Source organism: Rathayibacter tritici, from assembly GCF_001641005.1.
In the GTDB taxonomy this organism is placed as follows: domain Bacteria; phylum Actinomycetota; class Actinomycetes; order Actinomycetales; family Microbacteriaceae; genus Rathayibacter; species Rathayibacter tritici.
In genome coordinates this window covers 1979001-2000594 of sequence record NZ_CP015515.1, presented here as the reverse complement: position 1 = coordinate 2000594, position 21594 = coordinate 1979001, and the positions used below count along the sequence as shown (strand labels likewise).

Below are 21594 nucleotides of genomic sequence, written 5' to 3'. Positions count from 1 at the left end.
CGCCCCGACGTCCGCGGTCGCCCCTGTCATCGGGGGCGGCCGCGGACGTTTTCGCGTCCCCGGGGCGAGCAGCCCCACCCCCGAACCACACCCGGAAGCCAGGACCCCATGTTCGAATCCGTCAGCGTCCTCCTCGCCGAGCACGAGGATCTCCAGACGCAGCTTTCCGATCCGGCTCTGCACGCCGATGCCGCGCGCGCCAAGAAGGTCAACCGGCGATACGCGGAGCTGAGTCGGATCGCGGCGGCGCACTCCGCGTGGATTCAGGCGGGCGAGGACCTGGAGGCGGCGCGCGAGCTCGCCCGCGAGGACGAGGCGTTCGCCGAGGAGATCCCCGAGCTCGAGGAGTCGCTGCGCGTGGCCCAGGAGAAGCTGCGGCGCCTCCTCATCCCGCGCGATCCGGACGACGGCCGCGACGTGATCATGGAGATCAAGGGCGGCGAGGGTGGGGCCGAGAGCGCGCTGTTCGCGGCCGACCTGCTCCGGATGTACCTGCACTACGCCGAGGCGAAGGGCTGGAAGACCGAGATGCTCGACCGCGACGAGTCCGACCTCGGCGGCTACAAGAACGTGCAGGTCGCGATCAAGAGCACCGCCACCGATCCCTCGCAGGGCGTCTGGGCCCATCTGAAGTACGAGGGCGGCGTGCACCGCGTGCAGCGCGTCCCCGTGACGGAGTCGCAGGGCCGCATCCACACCTCGACCACCGGCGTGCTGGTGTTTCCCGAGGTGGACGCGCCCGAGGAGGTCGCGATCAACCAGAACGACCTGAAGATCGATGTGTATCGCTCGTCCGGCCCCGGCGGGCAGTCGGTCAACACCACCGACTCCGCGGTGCGGATCACCCATCTCCCGACCGGCATCGTGGTTTCGATGCAGAACGAGAAGAGCCAACTGCAGAACCGGGAGGCCGGTATGCGCGTGCTGCGGGCCCGCATCCTGGCGCGCCAGCAGGAGGAGATCGCCGCGGCCGCCTCCGACGCGCGCAAGACGCAGATCCGCACGATGGACCGCTCCGAGCGGATTCGCACCTACAACTTCCCCGAGAATCGCATCGCCGATCACCGCACCGGCTACAAGGCCTACAACCTCGATGGCGTGATGAACGGGGCGCTCGACCCGGTGGTCGAGAGCGCCATTCAGGCCGACGAGGAGGCCCGCCTGGCCGACATCGGCTCCGAGGAGACATGAGCCTCGAGACCGCCGGCGTCGATGCGCGCGCCCTGCTCGCGGACGCGGTCGGCCGCCTCACCGCCGCGCGCGTCCCCACTCCGGACGTCGATGCCGAACTGCTCCTCGGGCACCTGCTCGGGCTCGGCCGCGGCCAGCTGCAGGCGCGCCTCATCACGGGGCTGACCGTCGACGAGGAGCACGGCCGGGCCTTCTCGAGCGCGATCGAGCGCCGAGCGGCACGCGAGCCGCTCCAGCACATCACCGGAGTCGCGCCGTTCCGATCGCTCGAGCTAGCGGTGGGTCCCGGAGTGTTCGTTCCGCGCCCCGAGACCGAGGGCGTCGCGCAGATCGCGATCGATGCCCTGCGCGCCGTCGTGGATCCGGAGCCGGTCGCCGTCGACCTCGGCACGGGCAGCGGAGCGCTGGCGCTCGCGCTCGCGCATGAGGTGCCGCACGCCCGCGTGATCGGCGTGGAGAACGCCCCCGAGGCGTTCATCTGGGCCCGGGGCAACCGCGAGCGGCTCGGGCTCGAGAACGCCCGGATCGTCTTCGACGACCTCGCCCGGGCCCTGCCCGAGCTCGACGGCACCGTCTCGGTGGTCGTCTCGAACCCGCCCTACATCCCGGCCGCCGCACTCCCGCGCGACCCGGAGGTGCGTGTGTACGATCCGCCCGCGGCCCTCTACGGCGGTGAGGACGGGCTCGACGTGATCCGCTCGCTCTCGCGGACCGCGCTGCGCCTGCTTCGTCCCGGGGGAGTGCTCGTGATCGAGCACGGCGAGCTGCAGGGCGCCGAGATCCGGGCGCTTCTCACCGCCGACGGCTGGCGCGGGGCAACGACGCAGCGTGATCTGACGGGACGCGACCGCGCGACGCTGGCGGTGCGCTGAAGCATCGTCAGGCTCTGCTAATGTCATCGGCGGTCCGGCGGCAGTGCCGGGTTGACACGCTCAGGAGGCTCGCATCGTCGCTGCACGCGAACCGCGCGATCGTCCACGCCGTCGGCTGCGCTCGGCCCTGCTGATCGGCGTGGCCGTCCTGCTGGTGCCGGCGCTGGTGATCGTCGCCGGGCGGCTCCTCGAGCCCGGCACACGCAGTGCCCCCGTCGCCTGCGGGCCGTCGTCCGCGACGACCGTTGATTCGGAATCCGTCGTCGCCTCCCCTGTCGTCACTCCCTCCGGCGACGACTACCTGGGCAAGCACGCCTTCCTCCGCGGTGTGAACGTGTTCGACCTGCAGGCGCGCGTTGACGTCGGCGTCGACTGCACCGCCGCCAACCCGGTCGAGAGCTACGACTATCTCGCCGGCCGCGGGCTCTCACTGGTGCGGCTCGCGGTGCCGTGGTCGCTCCTCCAGCCGCAGGCCGACGGCGAGAGCACCGACGACGCGCTGGCGAAGGAACTCGATCCGGACGCCGTCGCCCTGCTCCGCTCCGAGATCGAGGCGATCGGCGCCGCCGGCATGCGGGTGGTGCTTGATCTGCACAACAACGGCACGTATCCGGCGAGCCAGGGCGAGCTGCCCGAGGGGACAGTCTGGTTCGGCTCGGGGATCTCGGTGGCGCAGGCGCAACGGGTCTGGACCCTGCTCGCGACGCAGTTCTTGGCCGACGGACGGATCGCCGCGTACGACCTCTTCAACGAGGTCAAGCGGGCGCTGGTCCCCGTCGCGACGTACAAGGCTTACATGCAGGCCGTGGTGACGGCGATCCGTGACACCGGCGACCGGCACACGATCTGGGTCGAGGGGATGCGCGAGGGGGCGACCGGAACGCTCGCCGCGATCGCGCCCGACGGTCCGTGGATCCAGGATCCGCTGAAGAGGATCGTCTACTCGCAGCACTTCTACCCCGGCGGCACCGGCACGACGCTCCGCTCGGTCAAGCAGGGTGGGGTGGAGGAGGACCTGTTCGTCGGCTCGTTGACCATCTTCGGGCGGTGGTGTCAGCGGTACACAGTGCACTGCTCCGTCGGCGAGGTCGGCTGGCCGAGCGACGAGAGCCTCGTGCTCGCCACGGGCGGCGTCGGTTCCTGGACAGACCTCGGCGAAGCTTTCTACGCGGTCGCTGACGTCTACGGCCTCGACGTCACCTACTTCGGCTCCACTCGTAAGCCGGACTGCGGCTGGCTGATGGCGTACTGCGGGGACGACCATGAGATCAACGACGCACGCTCGCAGAGCGCGGTGATCGAAGAGCATCTCTCGCGCTGAGCGCCCATGTCCCCCTCGCGGGAGGGGGTACCCCCGAATAAGGCTCAGTCGCGCGTCCCGCCCGCGGGCCTTCCTGAGAATGGGGAGGCGTGGGGCTCTCCCACGACCCACGTCCGGGAGGCGCACCGATGATCGGCGACCCATATACACGCGAGACCGCGGGACACCCCGCTTCAGCGCTGCGACGCGGGATACTCGCCGCCGGGGCGATCGGAGCAGTCGGCGCCTGGAGTGCGGCCGCCGCACCGGCGGCCGAAGCGGCCGTCACCATCTCTCAGGGCGAGCTCGACCGAATCGCGGTTGTCGCCTCCGTCACCCGCTTCACGGGCATCGACGCGACCGGCGCGGCGGACTCGAGCGCCGGGCTGCAGAAGGCGATCAACGCCGTCCCCGAGGGGGGCCTGCTGGTGATCCCGGCCGGTACCTACCTCGTCGGCACCTCGCTCTACCCGCGGCTGGCCAAATCGATACGCGTCAGCGCGCACGGGGCGACGCTGGTCGCAACCTCATCGAAGCCGATCTTCTCGGTGTCCGGGGCGTACGGCACTGTCCTCGCGGTCTCCGCTCTCGTCGTCGCCGCGCCCGCTGGGGCGACGGCCGTCTCGCAGCTGAGCGTCGCGGGCACTCCGGACTGGGCGCCGGGCACGATCGTCAAGATCGTTTCGGACGACCCGATCCCGGAGCGCCGCCCGGGCGACGGGGTTATGGAGTCCCGGCTGGGCGAGTTCGCGGTGGTGCGCTCCTCATCAGGATCGACGGTGGTGCTCGGCGGCGTGCTGCGCGAGACCTACAGCACGAACATCCGCGTCGCGCCGATCTCGAACCAGACGTTCTCGATCGAGGGCGGCACGCTGATGGTGGCGGCCGCGCGGGCGAGCGCCTCGAATGAGCCGCTGGTGTACTTCTCGCGCCTGCGCTACCCGCAGCTTCGCTCGGTGACGGTGACTCGCGCCTCGGGGCCGGTGTTCCGCTTCACCTCCTGCTACGGCTATCTGGTCGAGGACGCGATCGTGGGCTTCGCGACTGACGACGCCGGCTCGTCGATCCTCGGCTACGGCGTCTCGGACGTCAGCAGCAGCTTCGGGCAGGTCGACCGCGGTGTGTACTCGCACGTGCGGCACTCCTACTCCGACGACACCAATCGCGTCGCGGAGAACAGCGACCTCTCCGGCTACGGCCGCACCTACGGCACAGTCGTCTCGGGCGTGAATGCGCTGATGACCACCTCCAGTGCCTTCGACACGCACCACTGCTCGGAGGGAGTGACCTTCATCGGCTGCACGGCGACCTCCGGCATCGGTCAGGGCAGCCAGGGGCAGTCCGGCTACCAGCTGCGCGGGATCGGGCACCGGGTGGTGGACTGCTCGGCCCGCTTCGTCGAGAACGGGGTGATCGTGCAGGACGAGGCCAAAGGTGGCGACTCGCGCTCGCATCAGATCAACGGCTTCCGGGTCTTCGACGCCCGCGGAGCAGCGGTGCGGGTGGTCCGCAGACCCAGCGGGCACCCGAGGGCCGGTGTCTTCGACTCCTCGCCCACCGTGACCGCCTCCGACGTCTACGCGGAGCGCGCCGGCGCGCTCGTGGTCAGCTACAACGCCTCGGTCGTGCTCGTCGGCGGCGTGTTCCGGGCCGGTGCGAGCAACCCCGGCACCGGGGATTACCACGGCATCTACTCCGAGAACAGCCTGCTGCGGATCCGGGACACGATTCTGGACTTCGAGGCCAACACGTCCGGCATTCCCCGGCCCGTCGGCTCCGGCAGTACCGCCGGCGCCGTACCGGGGCAGCAGCGGACCGAGATCGACGGGCTGGAGGTGCGCAGCACGCCCGACGTGGTCGCGCGCACCTGGGGCGTCTTCAGCGGCACCGACCACCTGGTGCGCGCCCGCAACGTGCGCTTCAGCTACCCATTCCGCTACATGCCCGGCGAGAACCTGTCACCGCAGTCGTCGATCGAGTGGCGCTGCGACGTGCCCATCGACGGAGCGACCGAGGTCGCCACGTCTAGTGCCTTCGTCTGGGGCAACAACGAGGTCACCGCGGTGCAGAAGCGACTGCCGCTCTCGCCGGATCCGGTGATCATGGTCCGGATCGTGTCGACGAACACGCTGACGATGGCCGCTCTGCCGGCGAGCAGCGTCTTCGGTCAGCGGCTGCACCTTCTGCACGCGGGGGCGCGACCGGTCACCGTGCGGCACGGAGCCGCGGGGGGCACCGCGCTCACCGGGGGCCAGGACGTCGCGATCGACCCGGGTGGGCAGCTGATGCTGTTCTGGGACGGCGGGGTCTGGCGCCAGTCGGTGTAGCGGGCCGACCAGCGGTGCTCCGGCCGCTCAGGGGTGGACACAGTGCCGCCCCCGCGTCGGATCCTCGGCCGGCGGCTGCGTCTTCATCCGCTGGGCGGCGACGGCGACGGCGAACACCAGCGGCCAGAGCGCGAGCGGGACGCCGGGGTTGGAGAAGTGGCTGTGGATGGTGGAGATCACCACGAGCACCACCAGCAGAATGCTCACCGGGAAGACGACCGCTGCTCCGAGCGCTCGGCGAGAGCGCAGCACGACGGCGAACGCGACCAGCAGCAGCAGGATCTCGGCGAGGAGGCCGACCACTCCGCCCGCGATCACCGTGCGTAGCCACTCCGACTCGGGCGAGCCCCACACCAGCGACAGCGGTCGCACCGGCCAGTCCTTCTCGGCGGCCGCATAGACCTGCGCTCCCCAGCCGGTGAAGGGACGCTCGGCGATGGCGGGGAGCGTCTCGGTGACCCAGATATTGACGCGGTAGCCGATCGTCTGCGGCAGCCAGGAGTACTGGGCGATCACGTACTGCGACTGCCCGGACTGCTGCTCCAGCCGCGCGGCGATGCTCTGCCCGAACGCGAGCCAGCCGCCCACCAGCACGGCGACCCCCGAGAGCACGAGCACAGGCCGGGCCTTCAGCCGTAGTGCCGTCAGCGCGAGGATGACCGCCGCAGCGCCGATGGTCGCGAAGGTCAGCGTCGTGACGGCTCCCGCGAAGAGCACGGTGAGGGTGATGATCGGCCAGGCGGCGAGCTTCGTGCCGGCCGAGCTGACGACCAGGTCGACGCAGGACGCGGCGATGATGCAGGCGAAGTAGCCGCCGAGCGCGGTCCAGTGGCCGATGGTCGAGGTTCCGCGGATGTCCCAGCCGCTCGAGAGCCGCTCGGTGAGTCCGTCGGAGCTCGTGACCTGCACCAGGACCTCGTTGACGCCCGGCACGCGGAGCAGCTGGGCGATCGCGATCCCCGCGACGAGGACACCCGGGGCACTGAAGCCGCGGAGGAATGGAGCGAGATCCGAGGGTGCGCGCACGACCATGCGGACAGGGAAGGTGGCCGCATAAGCAACACCGACAGTGAGCAGGACGCCGATGAAAGGAGAGTGTCGCATCTCGTTCGCATTCAGCAGCTCGATCAGTCCCCAGGCGAGGAGGAGAAGGAGGAAGGAATAGTCGAGAGGAGTCAGTCTGACTCGGGCGAGAGGAGCCTTGTCCTTCCAGAGGAGTGCGAGCAGGAAAGAGAGTACGACGAGCAGGATGGTGACTCCCTGGAAAGGACCGAGAGCGTTGATCTGCACTCCCACGAGTCCCGCGGCAGAACCCAGAAAGAGGCCGACCGCGAGGGGTCTTCTCGCCCGACGAGGATCGCTCGGAGGCATTCCACGATGCGCTGCTTTGTGTGGCCCGTTCGGGGGGTCAAGCACTGATCGATTGTTCGAGATGAGATCGTCTTCCGTCGAAAGCGTGGTCCTCGCTGTGGAGCGGGGATATCACGCGGTGAGAAGGGGGTGTCAGGGGCCATTAGTCTAGGTCCGCGTCGTGATTCTTGCATGCCGCAGGACGAGGAGAGCATACTTCCGTGCCGAAGATCGACGTAGTCCACTGGAACCCCGCACAGCCACTCAGTCGCGCCCCCTGGGCACGACTCGTTCCACTCCGTAGGAGAGTCGACAACTTCGGTGATCTGCTCGGACCGATGATCGTGGAGCGGATGCTGCAGCGCGAGGGGATCTCGGCCGACGACGCTCGGGAACCGCGCCGCCTGCTCGCCGTGGGGTCGATTCTCAAACTCGCCCGGGAGGGGGACACGCTCTGGGGGATCGGCGCGAACGGCAAGTCCCTCGATGCACGGTTCGACTTCACCGACCTCGACGTCCGCGCCGTCCGAGGCCCCCTGACCCGCGAGTTCCTCCGGGCTCGGGGCATCGCCGTCCCCGAGGTCTACGGCGACCCCGGGTTGCTCGTCGGCACCCTCTGGAGTCGCGAGGAGCTGCGCCGCGGCACCCCTGACCGCGGGCTGAGCGTGCTGCCCAACCTCAACGATCTCCGCCGGATGCGCGAGGACGGCACCGCCCCGCGCGCCGAGGACGGCCTGATCGAGCCGACCCGGCCCGTGCGCGAGGTGCTGGGCGCGATTGCCGCCAGCGAGTTCGTCGTCGGCTCGTCGCTGCACGCGATCGTGGTGGCGGAGTCGCTGGGGATCCCGGCCCGGCTAGTCGCCTCGGCGAGCGAGCCCGACTTCAAGTACCGCGACTACTACGAGGGCTCCGGCCGCTCCGGCTTCACGCCGGCCGCCACCGTGGACGAGGCAATCGCTGCGGGTGGCGAGCCGCCCCTGCAGTGGCGTCCGGACGCGCTGCTCGAGGCCTTCCCGCGCGATCTCTGGACCGTGCCGCGCGATCTCCGGGGAAGCGGCGTCGGGGCCTCACGGTGACCATCGCCGGCGACGCCGCGCGCGGCGCCGCGGCCACGCTCGGGGGGCAGTGGATCCGCTTCGTCCTGCAGCTCGGAGCGCTCGCGGTCCTCGCGCGCATCCTGAACCCGGACGACTATGGAGTGGTCTCGATGGTCCTCGCCATCGCCGGAGTCGCGACGCTCCTCGGCGACTTCGGGCTCTCGATGGCCTCGATCCAGTCGAGCGAGGTCACCGAAGCGCAGCGCACCAACCTGCTCTGGATCAATGTCGTGCTCGGCCTGGTGCTCGGCGGGATCGTCTTCCTGCTCGCGGTGCCGATTGCGGCGTTCTACGGGCGCGCCGAGCTCATCCCGGTCTGCCAGGTGCTCTCGCTGGTGTTCGTGGTCACCTCCGTCACCGCGCAGTTCAAGGCGGAGGTCTCGCGCCGCTTCCGCTTCCGCTGGCTCGCCGGCTCGGACGTGCTCGCGCAGCTGGTGGCCTCGACGGGCGCGGTCCTGCTCGCCCTCGCCGGGGCCGGATACTGGGCCTTGGTCGCGCAGCAGCTGCTGGTGGCGGTCACGACGCTGGTCGTTGTGGTGATCGGCGCCGGTTGGCTCCCCGGCCTTCCCTCGCGGACCGGGGGCATCCGCTCCTTCCTGGGTTTCGGCGCGAACACCGTCGGCGTGCAGCTGGTCAACTACATCAGCGGCAACGCGGACAGCGTCCTGATCGGCCGGGTCTGGGGTGCGGGGGCCCTGGGTGTCTACGACCGGGCCTATCAGATCTTCCGGATGCCGCTGCAGCAGATCGCCGCGCCGATGACCCGGGTGGCGTTTCCGGTGCTCTCGCGGATGAAGGACAGTCCCGAGTTCGAGCGCTACGTGCAGCGGGCCCAGCTCGTGCTCGCGTACGTGATGGGCGGGGTCTTTTTCGCCGCCGCCGCGCTGGCCGACCCGATCATGGAGATCGCCCTCGGCCCCGGCTGGGACGACTCGAAGACGATCTTTCGGATTCTCGCGATCGGTGGCGTGTTCCAGGCGCTGGGTTTTGTCTACTACTGGGTGTTCCTGGCCAAGGCGCTCACGGGCCTGCAGCTGCGCTTCAGCATCGTCTCGCGCTCGCTGATGGTCGTCTTCATGGCGGTCGGAGTGGTGTGGGGACCGGTCGGAGTCGCCGTCGGCAGCACGGTCGGCCTCGTCCTGAACTGGGTGGTGCTCTCCTTCTTCGCCGTGCCGCGCGCCGGGATCGAGGTGCGGGCGCTGCTGGTCCAGGCCGCCCGTCCGCTCGCGCTCGGTGTCGTGATCGTGATCCTCTCGCTGCCGGCACTGGGGCTGTCGGCGGGGCTCGGCGCCGTCGGGCAGCTGCTGATTGTGGGCGCGATCGACCTCGTGATCGCCGCGCTGGCGGTCCTGCTGATCCGCGCGTACCGCGAGGACGCCCGCCTGCTGCAGCACACGATCCTCGCGATTCGCCGTCGCTGAGGGTCGGCGGAGCGATCGTTCTCGGAGCGTCCGGCCGCGTCAGAGCGCGAGGGAGGCCCGCAGCTCGGCCAGGCGCTCGCGGCCGGTGGCGAGGTCGGCCAGCAGGTGCTCGCGCTGCCCGAGCAGGGCCTGGGCCCGCCGCAGCGCGTCCGCCTGGTCGGCGACGTCCTTCTCGGCGAAGGCGACGGGGAGGGGCGTCAGCGCGGCGAACGTGCGGCGCACCTTCTCGGGGTCGCCCGTGGTGAAGCCGAGGGGGACGGCGCCCTCGGTCATCCCCAGAATGAGGGCGTGGATCCGGTCGCTGACGACGGCGGCGCAGTCGCGGTAGAGCGCTCGGACCCGCTCCTCGTGGTCGGCGTGCGACACGGAGGCGTCCCAGTCGAGGACGGTGCCGTCGAGGTCCCGGGCGAGCTCTGCGCAGCGCTGCTCGTCCTCCTGCATCTGGTTGACGACGACGACGGTGGCGTCGAGCGAGCGGGCGAGGGCGCGGACAGTTCCGAGCCAGATCGGCCCGGGAGCGGGCCGGTCGCCGCGCAGGGTGACGGCGATGGTGCGCCGCCGGTCCGCGGGCAGGAACCGCTCGGCCGCGCTGCCCAGAGCGAAGGCCCAGTCCGGAGCGAGCGTCCCGACGCCCAGGTCGTCGCGGCTGTCCGGGTCGCGCCAGCTGGTCGTCCCGGTCAGGGCGAGCATGCGGCGGAACCAGCGCCGGGCGAGAGCGCCCTGGTCCCGCCGCAGGGCGATCCCGAGGGCGACCGGTCGGCCACCGCCCAGGCGCGAGCGGGTCAGCAATGCCGTCTGCCAGGTGGAGTTGATCAGGAAGCGGCGGTCGAGCACCCACTCGCCGGCGTTCAGCGCGAACCCCATCCGGGAGCCGCGCGGGCCGGCCGCGAGGGCGGCGCGCAGCCAGCTCGAGCGGGAGTGGTAGACGATGTCCTCCGCTACGAGGCCCAGGCCGGAGATGTACGCGGAGTGCGTGCCCGCGTAGACGTGCAGTTGCCCGCGATCGCGCAGGGCGTCGAGGTAGGCGCGGCGGAGCACCGAGTCGCCCAGGTTCTCCTTCTGGCCGCTCGGGTTGACGAAAATGCGGGTGCTCATGAAGTCTCTCCGGGTCGACGTGCACGAGCGACGGGGGCGTCGAGTGCGAGGTGGTAGGCGCGGGCGTACGACGCGCCGACGGCGCTCCACTCGCGCCCGGCGAGGGCGGGCCCGGAGGCGGGCAGGTCGGCGGTCGCGCGGGCGGCGGCGCGCAGGTCGTCTTGGCCGATCTCTCCGTCGAACATCCGCACCCACTCCTGGCCGACCTCCTGGGCGAGGAGGACGTTCGCGGGCGTGCGCGGGACGAGGACGGGACGGCCCAGCGAGAGCGCGACCAGGAGGATCCCCGAGTTGTGCATCTCGGTGTAGGGGAGGACGACCAGCTGCGCCGCCGTCATCTCGGCGACCATCTCCTCGTCCGGGACGAAGCCGAAGCGCGTCGTGACCCGGGGATCGAGAGCGGCGGCTGCTGCGATCCGCTCGGCGAGCTCCTGCGGCGCCTTGCCGACGACCCCGAGCGTGAGGTCCGGATCGTCGAGGCCGCGGAACACCTCGACCAGTCGCTCGATGTTCTTGTACGGCTCGATCCGGCCGAAGGAGAGCAGACGGCCGGGCTGGACCGGACGGCGGTGCTCGAGCGGGAGCACGTCGCGGTAGTGGCCGTGCGGGATGAGCATGGAGGGGGCGTTCCGCGGCACTGGCGTCACCCCCGTCAGGGTCACGAACAGGGTCGTCCTCCGCTCCAGCGCGGCCAGCAGCGCCGTCTCCAGGCGACCCCCGGGGGAGTGCGGCTCGAGGTTGTGCAGGGTGCGCACCACCTTTCCCCTGGTGATCGATAAGCGCACGAGAAAAAGGAGGAAAAGGAAGGTCCGCACCGCGGCGATCGGCGCCGATCGACCCCTCAGGAGGAATTCCGGCCAGTGTACGTGGAACGCATCCCACCGTCCCGCGATCGCTTTTCTCCAGGAGAAGAAGGAGAAGTCGATGTCGCGCGGGGCGAAGCGCGTCACCTGGTCGACGAAGCGGGTTGTCCCATCCGGCGCGGCGACGGAGAGGAGAACGCGAATCGTGTTCCTCTTCTGAGTGGTACCTATCACGGTGGGGGAGTGCCTCTCGACGTGGCTGAAATATGACGTTTCTTCTTGGCGACCAGCGATCGGGGGTCGGGCGAACGGGTGTCGTGCGATTATCGCGCACTGTCTGGAATGCTCGACAAGCACAGGGTAGAGCTGATCGAACAGGGTGGCGAGGTGAACGTTTCTCCCCTCGTTGTCCCCCCAACGGGTAGCACGATCGGGTTCGGCCGTGAATACCTCGGTGTTAGCGTCAGGTGATCAGTCTGGAGAGCGTTGCCCTGTGAAAGCACTGCCCGTGAAAGCACTCTACTTATCCGGCGCTCCACGCCTGTCGACCAAACCCTCGACGGAGAGTCTGGGTCCGCGGTCGCACATTCTCGGCGTGATCAACGGGCTCGAGCACAGCGGCGTCGACGTCGAGCGCTTCATCGTCGGCGACGCGATGCCCGAGGCCGTGCACGGTCAGGGCTCCGAGAGCCGGATGTCCGGGTCGCGGCTGTCCATCGTCGCGACCGACCTGTTCCGCCTGGTCTCCCGGGTCCGCTCGCGGTTCCAGCTCCAGCGCCGAGTCGCCGGCTCCCGCGCCGACTTCGCCTACGAGCGCTACGCACTGTTCCAGGAGCTGGGTTCCCTCGCCCGCCGCGTCACCGGAGCCGTCTGGGTGCTCGAGGTCAACGCACTCCTCGCCGTCGAGGCCACCAGCGAGCGTCGGGCGACCACCAGCCGTGCGCTCGCGGAGTGGATGGAGGGGCGCACCCTCCGCCGGGCAGACCTGATCGTCGCCGTCACCGACGCGCTCGCCGAGCAGCTCATCGCCCGCTACGGCATCCCGCGCGAGCGGATCCTCGTCGTCGCCAACGGCGTCGACCACACCGTGCACCGGCCGGCCGAGGTCGTGGCCGGGAGTGGCACCCCGCGGATCGGCTTCCTCGGCACGCTCTACCCGTGGCAGAACGTGTCCGCCCTGATCGAGCTCCTCGCGTCCGAGGAGCTGGGGGAGGTCCACCTCGACATCGCCGGGGACGGACCGGTGCGCGCGGACCTCGAGCGGCAGGTCCGCGAACTCGGCCTCGCCGACCGCGTCACGTTCCGCGGAAGGGTGCACCCCGACGACGTCCCCGCGTTCCTCGCCGACGTCGACCTCTGCTTTGCCGGTCACTCCAGCGCCAACGGCAGCTACTTCTCCCCCCTGAAGCTCTGGGAGTACCTCGCCGCAGGCAAGCCCGTCGTGGCGAGCCGCCATGACGTGACGGCCGACCTCCAGCGCGGGGGCTACCCCGTGGTCTGCTACGACTCCTCGGGCGAGGAGGACCTGCGCAGCGTCCTCACCCACAGCGTCCGCTCACTCCCCGAGCTCTCCCGGCTCGCCGCAGACCGCCAGCGCGATGTCTGGGCCGAGCACTCCTGGGCCCGGCGCGTCGAGACGATCGTCACCTCCGTGAAGGAGACCGTATGACAACCGCCGCGCGCACCGCGCTCCCCTTCGACCTCGGTCACGTGGACGCTCGGACGGCACCGGAGGTGATCGCCGAGATCCTCGCCGGAGAGCACCGCGGCCGGATCATCGGGAACCTCAACCTGCACGGCCTCTACATGGCGCAGACCGACGAGCACTTCCACCGGTTCTGCGAGCAGGCCGACACCGTGCTGATCGACGGTTGGCCGATCCTGGCGCTCGCCCGCGGCACGTCGACCACGTCGCCGCTGACCCCGGAGCACCGCATCGGCAGCACCGACTGGCTGTTCCCGCTGATCGAGAACGACGAGCCGCTCGTCGTCGTCGCCGTCGGCGGCACGGCGGAGTCGTCGGCCGCGGCCGCGGAGGACGTCGGCGCCCGCACCACGCGGATGACGTGGCTGGCCTACGACGGCTTCGACCAGCGGTGGCGCGGCTGCGGCGAGGAGCAGCCGCTCACCGAATCGCTCGCGCGCGCCGACCTCGTCCTCGTCGGAATGGGGATGCCTCGACAGGAGCGCTGGATCCTCGAGCACCGCGCGCTGGCTCCACGAGCCGCCTTCGCGAACGTCGGCGGCTGCCTCGATTACCTCGCCGGCACCCAGACCCTCGCTCCGCGCTGGATGGGAGCGCTCGGTGTGGAGTGGCTCTTCCGTCTCGCGCGCGATCCGCGCCGCCTCGCCGCGCGGTACCTCCTCGAGCCGCTGCAGCTCCTCCGGATCGTCCTGAGCGGGCGGAAGCGCTCGAAGCGGGCGCCCGACCCCTGTGACACGGCTCGGTCCACGGGCCGGCTCTCGACCGGGGCGACCCCCCGCTGAGTCGCCTCAGCCCTGGGCGGAGTACTTCGCCTCCGTGGCCGCCTTCGCCGGTCGCCACCACGCCTCGTTCGCCCGATACCAGTGGATCGTGGCCTCGAGACCCGCCTCGACGTCGGTGTAGTGGGGACGCCAGCCGAGTTCGGTGCGCAGGCGAGTGGAGTCGATCGCGTAGCGCAGGTCGTGCCCAGCGCGGTCGGCGACGTGGTCGAAGGCGTCCTGCGGTGCTCCGAAGGCGGTGAGGATGCTCCTGACGATCTCGAGATTGCTCCTCTCGCCGTCGGCACCGATGAGGTAGGTCTCGCCGATCTCACCGCGGTCGATGATCGCCCACACCCCGGCGTTGTGGTCGTCGACGTGGATCCAGTCACGGACGTTCGCGCCCGCCCCGTAGAGCTGGGGGCGGACGCCGTCGATGATGTTGGTGATCTGGCGGGGGATGAACTTCTCGACGTGCTGGTAGGGACCGTAGTTGTTCGAGCAGTTCGAGATCGTGGCGCGAACGCCGAACGAGCGCACCCAGGCGCGCACGAGCAGGTCGCTGGCCGCCTTCGTCGAGGAGTACGGGCTCGACGGGTTGTAGGGGGTGCGCTCGGTGAAGCGGGCGGGATCGGTGAGCTCCAGGTCGCCGTACACCTCGTCGGTGGAGATGTGGTGGTAGCGGACGTCGTGCGCGCGGACCGCCTGGAGCAACGTGAAAGTGCCGAGCACGTTCGTCTCGAGGAACGGCGTCGGGTCGTGCAGAGAGTTGTCGTTGTGCGACTCGGCCGCGAAGTGCACCACAAGGTCGGAGTCGGCGACCAGCCGGTCCACCAGCTCGGCGTCGGCGACGTCGCCCTCGACCAGCCGCACACGGTCGGCCACGGCGGAGAGGGAGGCGCGGCTGCCCGCGTAGGTGAGCTTGTCGAGCACGGTGATCCGCGCGTCGGGCCGCTCGCGCAGGGTCAGCTGGACGAAATTGCTGCCGATGAAGCCGGCGCCGCCGGTGACGAGGATCCGCACGGGTTCTCCTGGGGTTCGGGGAGGTCGGGGTAGCCGGGCTCAGCGGCCGGCGTTCGCGCCTTCGAGGCGCAGCAGGTGGTGCAGGTAGGCGCCGTAGCCGCTCTTGATCAGTGGCGCGGCGAGCTCCGCGAGCCGGGTGTCGTCGATCCAGGAGTTGCGCCAGGCGATCTCCTCGATGCAGCCGATCTTGAAGCCCTGCCGCTGCTCGATCACGCGGACGAACTCCGTCGCCTCGATCATCGAGTCGAAGGTCCCGGTGTCGAGCCAGGCCGTACCGCGATCGAGCACCTGCACGTGCAGGCGCCCCGCCTCGAGGTAGCGCTCGTTGATCGTCGAGATCTCCAACTCACCGCGAGCGGAGGGGGTGATCGTCTTCGCGATCGCCACTACGTCGTTGTCGTAGAAGTAGAGCCCCGGCACCGCGTAGTTGCTGCGCGGCTGCGCCGGCTTCTCCTGGATCGAGACGGCCCGGAACTGCTCGTCGAACTCGACGACTCCGTAGGCGCGGGGATCGGCGACCTGGTACGCGAAGATCACCGCGCCCTCGATCGTGGTGTTCGCCGCGAGGGCGGTGCCGAGCGCGGTGCCGTGAAAGATGTTGTCGCCCAGGACGAGGGCAACGGACTCGTCGCCGATGAACTCCTCGCCGATCAGGAACGCCTGCGCGAGGCCGTCGGGGGAGGCCTGAACGGCGTACTCGATCCGCATACCCAGGCTCGACCCGTCACCCAGCAGCGCGCGGAACTGCTCGTTGTACTCCGGGGTCGTGATCACCAGGACCTCGTCGATGCCCGCCATCATCAGGGTTGACAGCGGGTAGTAGATCATCGGCTTGTCGTAGATCGGCATCAGCTGCTTCGAGATGCCCTTGGTGATCGGCCACAGGCGCGATCCGGTGCCGCCCGCGAGGACGATGCCCCTCATCCGAGCCACCCGGCGCAGGAGGCCGGGGCCCGGCGGGCCGCCTGGGGGAGCGTGAAGGTCTGCGAGGCGAGGGTCACGGAGCCGACTCTATCGGCCGTGCCGCGGTGCTTGCGCAGGTCGCGGCGGCGGTCCCGACGCTTGTGGCGGGGACTGACGCACGCCGCGCCGCTCGCGTCGGGAGGCGGCGAGGGGGCCACTGCGCACGACGCCGCCGGCTCTGTTTCGCGCCGCTGTCTCGGGCGTGGCCGAGCCTCGGGATACCTTCTCGGACGTCCGTGGCTCCGCCTGCCGGGACGGAGAGAGGTACCGCCCTGTGTACGAGGTCATCGACCGTCGAGACGCTGCGCTCCTGCCGACCCCTCCCGGCTCGGGCCTGGACCCCCTGACGGAGAGGAACCGCTCGTGCTGACCATCGGGATCGTCGCCCTGGACGCCTGGCACGCGGCTGAGCTCGAGCGCGCCTGGCGCCGCGAGGGCCACCGCGTGATCGTCGTGACCGCCGACCCCGAAGGATTCAGCGGGGCCGAGCTGCGCGCCAGCCTCCTCGGCCGCCTGGTCGAGCCGGCCGGGCGGATCGGCATGGGGCCCGTCGGGCTCGCGGTCTTCACGCGCCGCGCCCGGCAGCTGCTCGCGCGCGAGCGACCAGACCTCGTCGTCGCGCTCCCCGGGACGGCGCTGGAGCTGCTCGGGCTCGCTCCTACGACGGTGCTCCTGGCCGATTGCGCTCCCGAGCCCGGTGTACCGCTGCGCCCCGCTGGACGCTCCGACCTTTCTGCTCGCTACGACGAGGAGCGCCGCCGCGCGGTCGTCATCGCTCCGACCGACCTGCTCGCGTCGCGGCTGTCGGGCGCTCCGGTCGTGCTGCAACTCGGCCTGCCGAGCGCGTCCTTCCCGACGCCGCCCGCGCCGGACGGACCGGTCCGCTTCACCGCAGTCGGGGGCGCCGGCCGCGATCACGGTGCCGACCGACTCGATCTGCTCGCCCGGCTCGCCGACACGGAGTACGTGAGTGTCGTCGACGACGGGTCCGGGATCGCCGACGACCTGGCTCCCGGAGTGCGCTGCGTCGGAGAGCAGGACCGCGCCGGTGTCGCGGAGGTGCTGCGGGGTTCGCACGCGTTCGCACTCCTGGCCCGCTCGACGAGCGGTGCGGCCGCAGGGCTCGACGCGCTGGCCAGCGGCCTGCCCGTGCTCACGACGGAGTCGAGCGTCCTCGCCGGCCTGTGCGCGGCGGGTGCGGGCGTCGTCGTTCCCGACGACGGGCGGCGCCGCGACTACGAGGACGCTGTGCTGCGCCTGCGACGCGACTGGTCCGCGCTCTCACAGGGTGCCCTCGAGCTCGCTCGGGAGCGGCCGTGGTCGGTCGCGGCCGAGGAACTCCTCGACCTGGCGGAGGGACGCGCCCGTGTCGCCTGATTCGACCCCGACTCCCGAGACCTCCGTCGTCGCCGCGCTCCCCAGCGCTGTGGCCCTGCGCCTGGCGGCCGTGCTCGTGCAGTACACCCTGCGCGATCACGACATCCGCAGCCTGATCGTCAAGGGCGAGGGGTTGCACCGACAGGGCATCCGGGCGCCCATGACGTCGGCCGACGTCGACCTGTGGGTCGACCCCGATCGCTTCGACGACGCGATCTCCCTGCTCGCCGAGATGGGCTGGCACCGGCGTGCCGAGGCCCTGAGCTGGACGCTCTTCGTCGACCACTCGATCACACTTGTGCATCCTTCCTGGCCGTGTGACGTCGACGTGCACCGCTCCTTCCCCGGCGCCTTCGAGGCGGACCGGGTCGTCTTCGACCGGCTCTGGGCCTCCAAAGAGGAGCTGCCGCTCAGCGACGAGGTCCTGCTCATCCCGGACTCCGCCCACCACCTGGTCCTGCACGCGTTGCACCAGTTGCGGAGCGCGCGCTCGGCGTCCTCGGCGACGATCCTCGCCGCCCTGGAGGTTCACGGCGCAAGCCTGCCGCAGAAGGGCAGGGAAGCGATCCGCGCCGCCGCCGTAGAACTCGGAGCGCAGACGCCGATGGCCGCGCTGCTCACTGCCTGGGGCGTGCCCGCTCCGGCCGAGGAACGCTACCGCCGTGCACAGGCGCTCTGGGACGTCCGCCGCCGCTCCGACCGGCACACCTTCAACTGGCTGCACGCTATCGCCTCTGCGCCCTGGCACCTCAAGGGGACGCTCCTGCTGCGCGCCGCCTTCCCCACCCGGGCCGATCTGGAGGCCAGCCACCCCGGTACGACCACGACACGCCGCCGCATGCGCCTGCGGTGGGAGCGGACCGTCCGCGCCGTCCGCGGCCTGCCCTCCGCCCTGTCCGGCTTCATCCGGGTGGCGCGGTCCGGAGCCGACGTCGAGCCGGAGCCGACCGCTCCCGCCCCGGAGATCGCCGAGGTCGCGGCGCCGATGGACGAGACTCCCGCCGTCGTCGAGGCGAGTGCGGGCACAGCCGCGGCGGTTCCTTCACCGGTTGACGACGCCGCTCCTCAACCGCGTCCGCGCGAACGCTTCGCCGTGGAGCACACCGAGGAGCAGGCCTACGTACTCGACCTCTCCCGCCCGGCGTCGCCCCCCGTCGTCCTCTCGCTCAGCGCGGACACCGTCTTCGAGGCCGTGATTCGGCAGCGACGAGCGCGCGACGAGGTCGTCGCCCTGCTCTCCGAGCGCTACAGCGTCGATCCGGAGACGATGGGCCGCGACGTCGACGCCGTCCTCGCAGTACTCGACGACTTCTTCCCCGACGCCGCCTCGGCCGGGGCGAGCACATGAGGGCTTGGGGCTCGTCATCGCTCCGGGTCCTCCACGTCCTGGACTCGTTCGAGGACGGTGGAGCTCAGCGCGTCGCCCTCTCGCTCGGCTCGTGGAGCAGGGAACACGGCTGCGCCACCGCCTACTGGGGCCGGCCCGGACCGCTCAGCGGCCGTGCGGCCCGGGACTCGGCGGTCTTCGTCGTCCGCGCCGCCGAGCAGAGCTTCGCCGCTGACCTGCGCGATCTCGCGCTGGCCGTCCGGCGCTTCCGACCGCACGTCCTCCACGCCCATCAGCGCCGCGAAGCGCTGCTGGCGCTCCTCGTCGGCTCCGCACTGCGCGTGCCCGTCGTCGAGCATGCGCATACGGAGCTACCCGCCATCGACCGGCGCGCGCTCTCGTTCCGCTCGCGACAGGTGTTCGCCGTCTCCGCCTCCGTGGGACGGATGGTCGTCGACGGCTACGGCCGCCCCTCGGCGCGCGTGGTGGTCACCGGCAATGCGCCGGCGAACGTGACCGCCGAGCCCGCGCAGGAGTCTGCGCTCGCCGAGCCGGTCGTGCGGGTCCTCGGCATCGGACGGCTCGCGGAGCAGAAGGATCCGCCGCGCTTCCTCGCGGCGATCGAGGCGCTGGCCCGGATCCGCCCCGTCGCGGCCACCTGGCTCGGTGATGGGCCGATGCTGCCGGTGCTGCGCGAGCGCGCGCGGGCGGCCGGAGTGGTCGATTTCGCAGGGCCGTCGAGCGACGTGACCGGCGCACTCGACGCGGCGCACCTGCTCCTGTCGACGTCGCGCTGGGAGGGGACGCCCCTGGTCATGCTTGAGTCGATGGCCCGGCGCCGCCCCGTGGTGGCGACCGAGGTGGGCGGGGTGGGCGAGCTCCTCGCCGACGGCAGAGGCCTGCTCCTGCCCGCCGACGCGGGAGCCGACGCGATCGCTGCGGCGCTGGCCGCGGCGCTGGAACGTCCGGACGAGCTGCTGCGGCATGCCGATCGGGCGAAGGCCTGGGTCGACGCGGTCGCGTCGCCGGACGCCGTCTTCGGACCCGTCCTCGCTGCCTATCGCCGACTCGGAGCCCGGCGGTGACCGCGCCGGCGCAGTCGGTGACCGTCATTGCACCCTGCTACAACGCGATCTCCCGGCTCGACGGCTTCCTCGCCGCGCTCGGTACGACCCTCGGGCCCGGCATGCGCGTCCTGCTCGTCGACGACGCCTCCTCCGACGGTTCAGCGGAGGTGCTCGAGCGCTGGGCCGCGGGGCGCGATGATGCGCAGGTCCTTCGCATCGACCAGAACGGTGGAGTCGCGGCGGCCCGCAATCGGGCGCTCGTGGAGGCCGACTCGGAGTTCGTCTGGTTCGTGGACGTCGACGACGAGTGGGATCCGGCGATCCTGCGCACCCTGACCGCCGAGGCCGAGCGGACGGCCGCCGACATCGTCGTCTGCCGTGCGCTGTACCGGACTCGGCAATCCGCCTCCGGCCGCGTGATCGACGGCCTCGACCGGCGCGAGCTGGTGTCGTCCGAGCACGCCCTCGAGCGGATGGCGTCCGGGCAGCTGCACGGCTTCCTGTGGAACAAGCTCTTCCGCCGGAGCGTTCTGCAGCAGGACCTCTTCCCGCGGCTGAGCTCCCAGTCCGACTTCATCGGCGTCCTCCGGGCGGTTCAGGCGTCGGAGCGGGTGCTCTTCGTCCCGGAGATCCTCTACTCCTACGTCTACACCGCCGCCTCGATCACCCGCCGTCGGGACCCGGATCTCGGTAACCTCCTCGTCTGTGCGGAGGAGATGCGCGCGGCACTCGCCCGGACGTTCGGGGAGGTGCCGAGGCCGCTGTCCGACTGGTTCACAACCTGGTTCTACGCGGTCCCCGTCGCCCTCACTCCGATCCGGCAGAACGCCGACCGCGCGCTGGTGAACTCGGGAGTCCGGCTCGGCTCCGCCGCGCTCCAGACCGTCGACCTGTTCCGTTCCGCCAGGAGACCGCGGATGCTCGCCCTGGGCCTGGTGCTCAAGCACCTACCCGCCGCTTTCACCGTCGTCAGCCGGATCCTCTACGCCGTGCACGACACCCACCGCCGACTCGCCAACCGCAGGAGCACCCGATGAACGGCCTGACCGTCTGCATCACCGCCCGGAACGCCGAGGGGACCATCGGTGCCTCGGTCCGCAGCGCCCTGGCCGCCCTGCCGCCCTCCGGCCGCGTCCTCGTCCGCGACGACGGGAGCGAGGACGGGACCGCGGCGGTCGTCGGCCGGATCGCCGATCGCCGACTGCGCGTCCTCGACGACGCCTCGCCGCAGGGGATCCCCGCCTCGCGCAACGCCCTCCTCGAGCAGGTCGAGACGCCCTACCTGGCGATCCTGGACGGCGACGACCGCGCTCTGCCGTGGCGCTTCCGCCGTCAGGGCCGGCTCCTGGCGCGCGGCGCCGACCTCGTCTTCTCGACCGTCATCATCCGCAAGCCGCCGATCCCGCTGCTCAAACCCCAGCTGCTCCCGCGCCTGTCGAGCCGCGCGATCGCCCTCGCCCTGCTCCTCGAGAACCCGCTGATGCATCCGACCATGACGGGCCGCACGAGCGTGGTCAGGGCGCTCGGGGGCTACCGCTCGGTCGCCGCGGAGGACTTCGACCTCTACCTCCGCGCAGTCACCGCCGGGCACCGCCTGCTGCGCGACACGGTGCCCACCGTCCTCTACCTCCGGCATGCGGGTCAGACGACGATCGATCCCGCGTGGATCCGTTCGAAGAGCGACAGCACTCTGGTGGCCGAGGCGTTCGCCGACCTGGGGCGCCGCGAACTCGGCTTCGCACCCGGCTGGTTCGCCTGGCGCCGCGAGGGCTTCCCGCCGGGGCGGGCGCCCGCCGACCTCCAGGTACAGCTCGGTGCCCTCCTGGACGCCGCCGAGTCGCTTCGGCCGTCGGAGCGCCGTCACCTGGCCGGCCTCGTCGCCTCCTTCCGCGCGCACGCCGCGCGGTGACCTCCCCCG

General features: G+C 71.0%; 18 protein-coding genes. 13 read left to right on the top strand and 5 right to left on the bottom strand.

What is annotated here, in order from left to right:
- The first annotated feature begins 108 nt into the window (after positions 1 to 108).
- The 4 genes from prfA (at position 109) to A6122_RS09120 (ending at position 5690) form a co-directional block, all read left to right on the top strand.
- Positions 109 to 1191, top strand: coding sequence for a peptide chain release factor 1 (gene prfA / locus A6122_RS09135; RefSeq protein ID WP_068254070.1), 1083 nt, complete (start codon positions 109 to 111; stop codon positions 1189 to 1191).
- A complete protein-coding gene (prmC, locus tag A6122_RS09130; protein ID WP_068254065.1) occupies positions 1188 to 2063 on the top strand; it encodes a peptide chain release factor N(5)-glutamine methyltransferase in 876 nt (291 codons plus the stop codon). Before prfA ends, prmC begins: the two co-directional genes overlap by 4 nt.
- A 139-nt stretch (positions 2064 to 2202) precedes the next feature.
- Positions 2203 to 3384 carry a glycoside hydrolase family 5 protein gene (locus A6122_RS09125; protein ID WP_068254064.1) on the top strand — a complete coding sequence of 394 codons (1182 nt, stop codon included), beginning with the start codon at positions 2203 to 2205 and terminating at the stop codon, positions 3382 to 3384.
- Between the two features lie 128 nt (positions 3385 to 3512).
- On the top strand, positions 3513 to 5690 hold the full coding sequence (locus A6122_RS09120) for a hypothetical protein (RefSeq protein WP_068254063.1): 2178 nt from the start codon (positions 3513 to 3515) through the stop codon (positions 5688 to 5690).
- 27 nt (positions 5691 to 5717) lie between these two features.
- On the opposite strand, the gene A6122_RS09115 is transcribed toward A6122_RS09120, so the two are convergent.
- The gene (locus tag A6122_RS09115) at positions 5718 to 6980 is read right to left on the bottom strand and encodes an O-antigen ligase family protein (RefSeq protein WP_167542360.1); all 1263 of its coding nucleotides are present in this window, start codon (positions 6978 to 6980) and stop codon (positions 5718 to 5720) included.
- A 281-nt stretch (positions 6981 to 7261) separates the two neighbouring features.
- Here A6122_RS09115 and A6122_RS09110 point away from each other — a divergent pair, with 281 nt between their 5' ends.
- Both A6122_RS09110 and A6122_RS09105 read left to right on the top strand, forming a co-directional pair.
- Positions 7262 to 8116: a polysaccharide pyruvyl transferase family protein gene (locus tag A6122_RS09110; protein ID WP_068254058.1), complete on the top strand. Its 855-nt coding sequence runs from the start codon at positions 7262 to 7264 to the stop codon at positions 8114 to 8116.
- Positions 8113 to 9558 carry a lipopolysaccharide biosynthesis protein gene (locus A6122_RS09105; protein WP_167542359.1) on the top strand — a complete coding sequence of 482 codons (1446 nt, stop codon included), beginning with the start codon at positions 8113 to 8115 and terminating at the stop codon, positions 9556 to 9558. Before A6122_RS09110 ends, A6122_RS09105 begins: the two co-directional genes overlap by 4 nt.
- Positions 9559 to 9597: 39 nt before the next feature.
- Here the strand turns inward: A6122_RS09105 and A6122_RS09100 are convergent, their stop codons facing one another.
- Both A6122_RS09100 and A6122_RS09095 read right to left on the bottom strand, forming a co-directional pair.
- A complete protein-coding gene (locus A6122_RS09100; protein WP_068254054.1) occupies positions 9598 to 10653 on the bottom strand; it encodes a hypothetical protein in 1056 nt (351 codons plus the stop codon).
- On the bottom strand, positions 10650 to 11690 hold the full coding sequence (locus A6122_RS09095) for a glycosyltransferase (RefSeq protein WP_068254051.1): 1041 nt from the start codon (positions 11688 to 11690) through the stop codon (positions 10650 to 10652). Before A6122_RS09095 ends, A6122_RS09100 begins: the two co-directional genes overlap by 4 nt.
- Positions 11691 to 11898: 208 nt before the next feature.
- Here A6122_RS09095 and A6122_RS09090 point away from each other — a divergent pair, with 208 nt between their 5' ends.
- Positions 11899 to 13125, top strand: a complete 1227-nt coding sequence (locus tag A6122_RS09090) for a glycosyltransferase family 4 protein (RefSeq protein ID WP_335720328.1) — start codon at positions 11899 to 11901, stop codon at positions 13123 to 13125.
- Complete coding sequence (locus tag A6122_RS09085; protein WP_068254049.1) at positions 13122 to 13943, top strand: WecB/TagA/CpsF family glycosyltransferase; 822 nt, start codon at positions 13122 to 13124, stop codon at positions 13941 to 13943. The genes A6122_RS09090 and A6122_RS09085 overlap by 4 nt, the downstream gene beginning before the upstream one ends.
- A gap of 6 nt (positions 13944 to 13949) precedes the next feature.
- Here A6122_RS09085 and rfbB read toward each other — a convergent pair whose 3' ends face one another.
- Together rfbB and rfbA are read right to left on the bottom strand one after the other, a co-directional pair.
- Positions 13950 to 14942, bottom strand: coding sequence for a dTDP-glucose 4,6-dehydratase (rfbB, locus tag A6122_RS09080; RefSeq protein WP_068254048.1), 993 nt, complete (start codon positions 14940 to 14942; stop codon positions 13950 to 13952).
- Positions 14943 to 14981: 39 nt separating this feature from the next.
- Positions 14982 to 15866 carry a glucose-1-phosphate thymidylyltransferase RfbA gene (rfbA, locus tag A6122_RS09075; protein ID WP_068254047.1) on the bottom strand — a complete coding sequence of 295 codons (885 nt, stop codon included), beginning with the start codon at positions 15864 to 15866 and terminating at the stop codon, positions 14982 to 14984.
- A 402-nt stretch (positions 15867 to 16268) separates the two neighbouring features.
- Between rfbA and A6122_RS16520 the strand changes: the two genes are divergently transcribed.
- From A6122_RS16520 to A6122_RS09050, 5 genes are read left to right on the top strand one after another with little or no spacing between them, the layout of a single operon-like run.
- Complete coding sequence (locus A6122_RS16520) at positions 16269 to 17282, top strand: glycosyltransferase (protein ID WP_068254046.1); 1014 nt, start codon at positions 16269 to 16271, stop codon at positions 17280 to 17282.
- Positions 17272 to 18630: a nucleotidyltransferase family protein gene (locus A6122_RS09065; protein WP_068254043.1), complete on the top strand. Its 1359-nt coding sequence runs from the start codon at positions 17272 to 17274 to the stop codon at positions 18628 to 18630. The genes A6122_RS16520 and A6122_RS09065 overlap by 11 nt, the downstream gene beginning before the upstream one ends.
- The gene (locus tag A6122_RS09060) at positions 18627 to 19694 is read left to right on the top strand and encodes a glycosyltransferase (protein ID WP_068254040.1); all 1068 of its coding nucleotides are present in this window, start codon (positions 18627 to 18629) and stop codon (positions 19692 to 19694) included. Before A6122_RS09065 ends, A6122_RS09060 begins: the two co-directional genes overlap by 4 nt.
- Positions 19691 to 20713, top strand: a complete 1023-nt coding sequence (locus tag A6122_RS09055) for a glycosyltransferase family 2 protein (protein WP_068254038.1) — start codon at positions 19691 to 19693, stop codon at positions 20711 to 20713. Before A6122_RS09060 ends, A6122_RS09055 begins: the two co-directional genes overlap by 4 nt.
- A complete protein-coding gene (locus A6122_RS09050) occupies positions 20710 to 21585 on the top strand; it encodes a glycosyltransferase family 2 protein (RefSeq protein WP_068254036.1) in 876 nt (291 codons plus the stop codon). Before A6122_RS09055 ends, A6122_RS09050 begins: the two co-directional genes overlap by 4 nt.
- Positions 21586 to 21594 lie beyond the last annotated feature (9 nt).

Excerpts from the sequence above, each read along its gene's own strand:
- prfA (WP_068254070.1), top strand. The coding sequence starts at position 109 with ATGTTCGAATCCGTCAGCGTCCTCCTCGCCGAGCACGAGGATCTCCAG.
- prmC (WP_068254065.1), top strand. The coding sequence starts at position 1,188 with ATGAGCCTCGAGACCGCCGGCGTCGATGCGCGCGCCCTGCTCGCGGAC.
- A6122_RS09120 (WP_068254063.1), top strand. The coding sequence starts at position 3,513 with ATGATCGGCGACCCATATACACGCGAGACCGCGGGACACCCCGCTTCA.
- A6122_RS09100 (WP_068254054.1), bottom strand. The coding sequence starts at position 10,653 with ATGAGCACCCGCATTTTCGTCAACCCGAGCGGCCAGAAGGAGAACCTG.
- A6122_RS09085 (WP_068254049.1), top strand. The coding sequence starts at position 13,122 with ATGACAACCGCCGCGCGCACCGCGCTCCCCTTCGACCTCGGTCACGTG.
- rfbA (WP_068254047.1), bottom strand. The coding sequence starts at position 15,866 with ATGAGGGGCATCGTCCTCGCGGGCGGCACCGGATCGCGCCTGTGGCCG.
- A6122_RS09060 (WP_068254040.1), top strand. The coding sequence starts at position 18,627 with ATGAGGGCTTGGGGCTCGTCATCGCTCCGGGTCCTCCACGTCCTGGAC.
- A6122_RS09050 (WP_068254036.1), top strand. The coding sequence starts at position 20,710 with ATGAACGGCCTGACCGTCTGCATCACCGCCCGGAACGCCGAGGGGACC.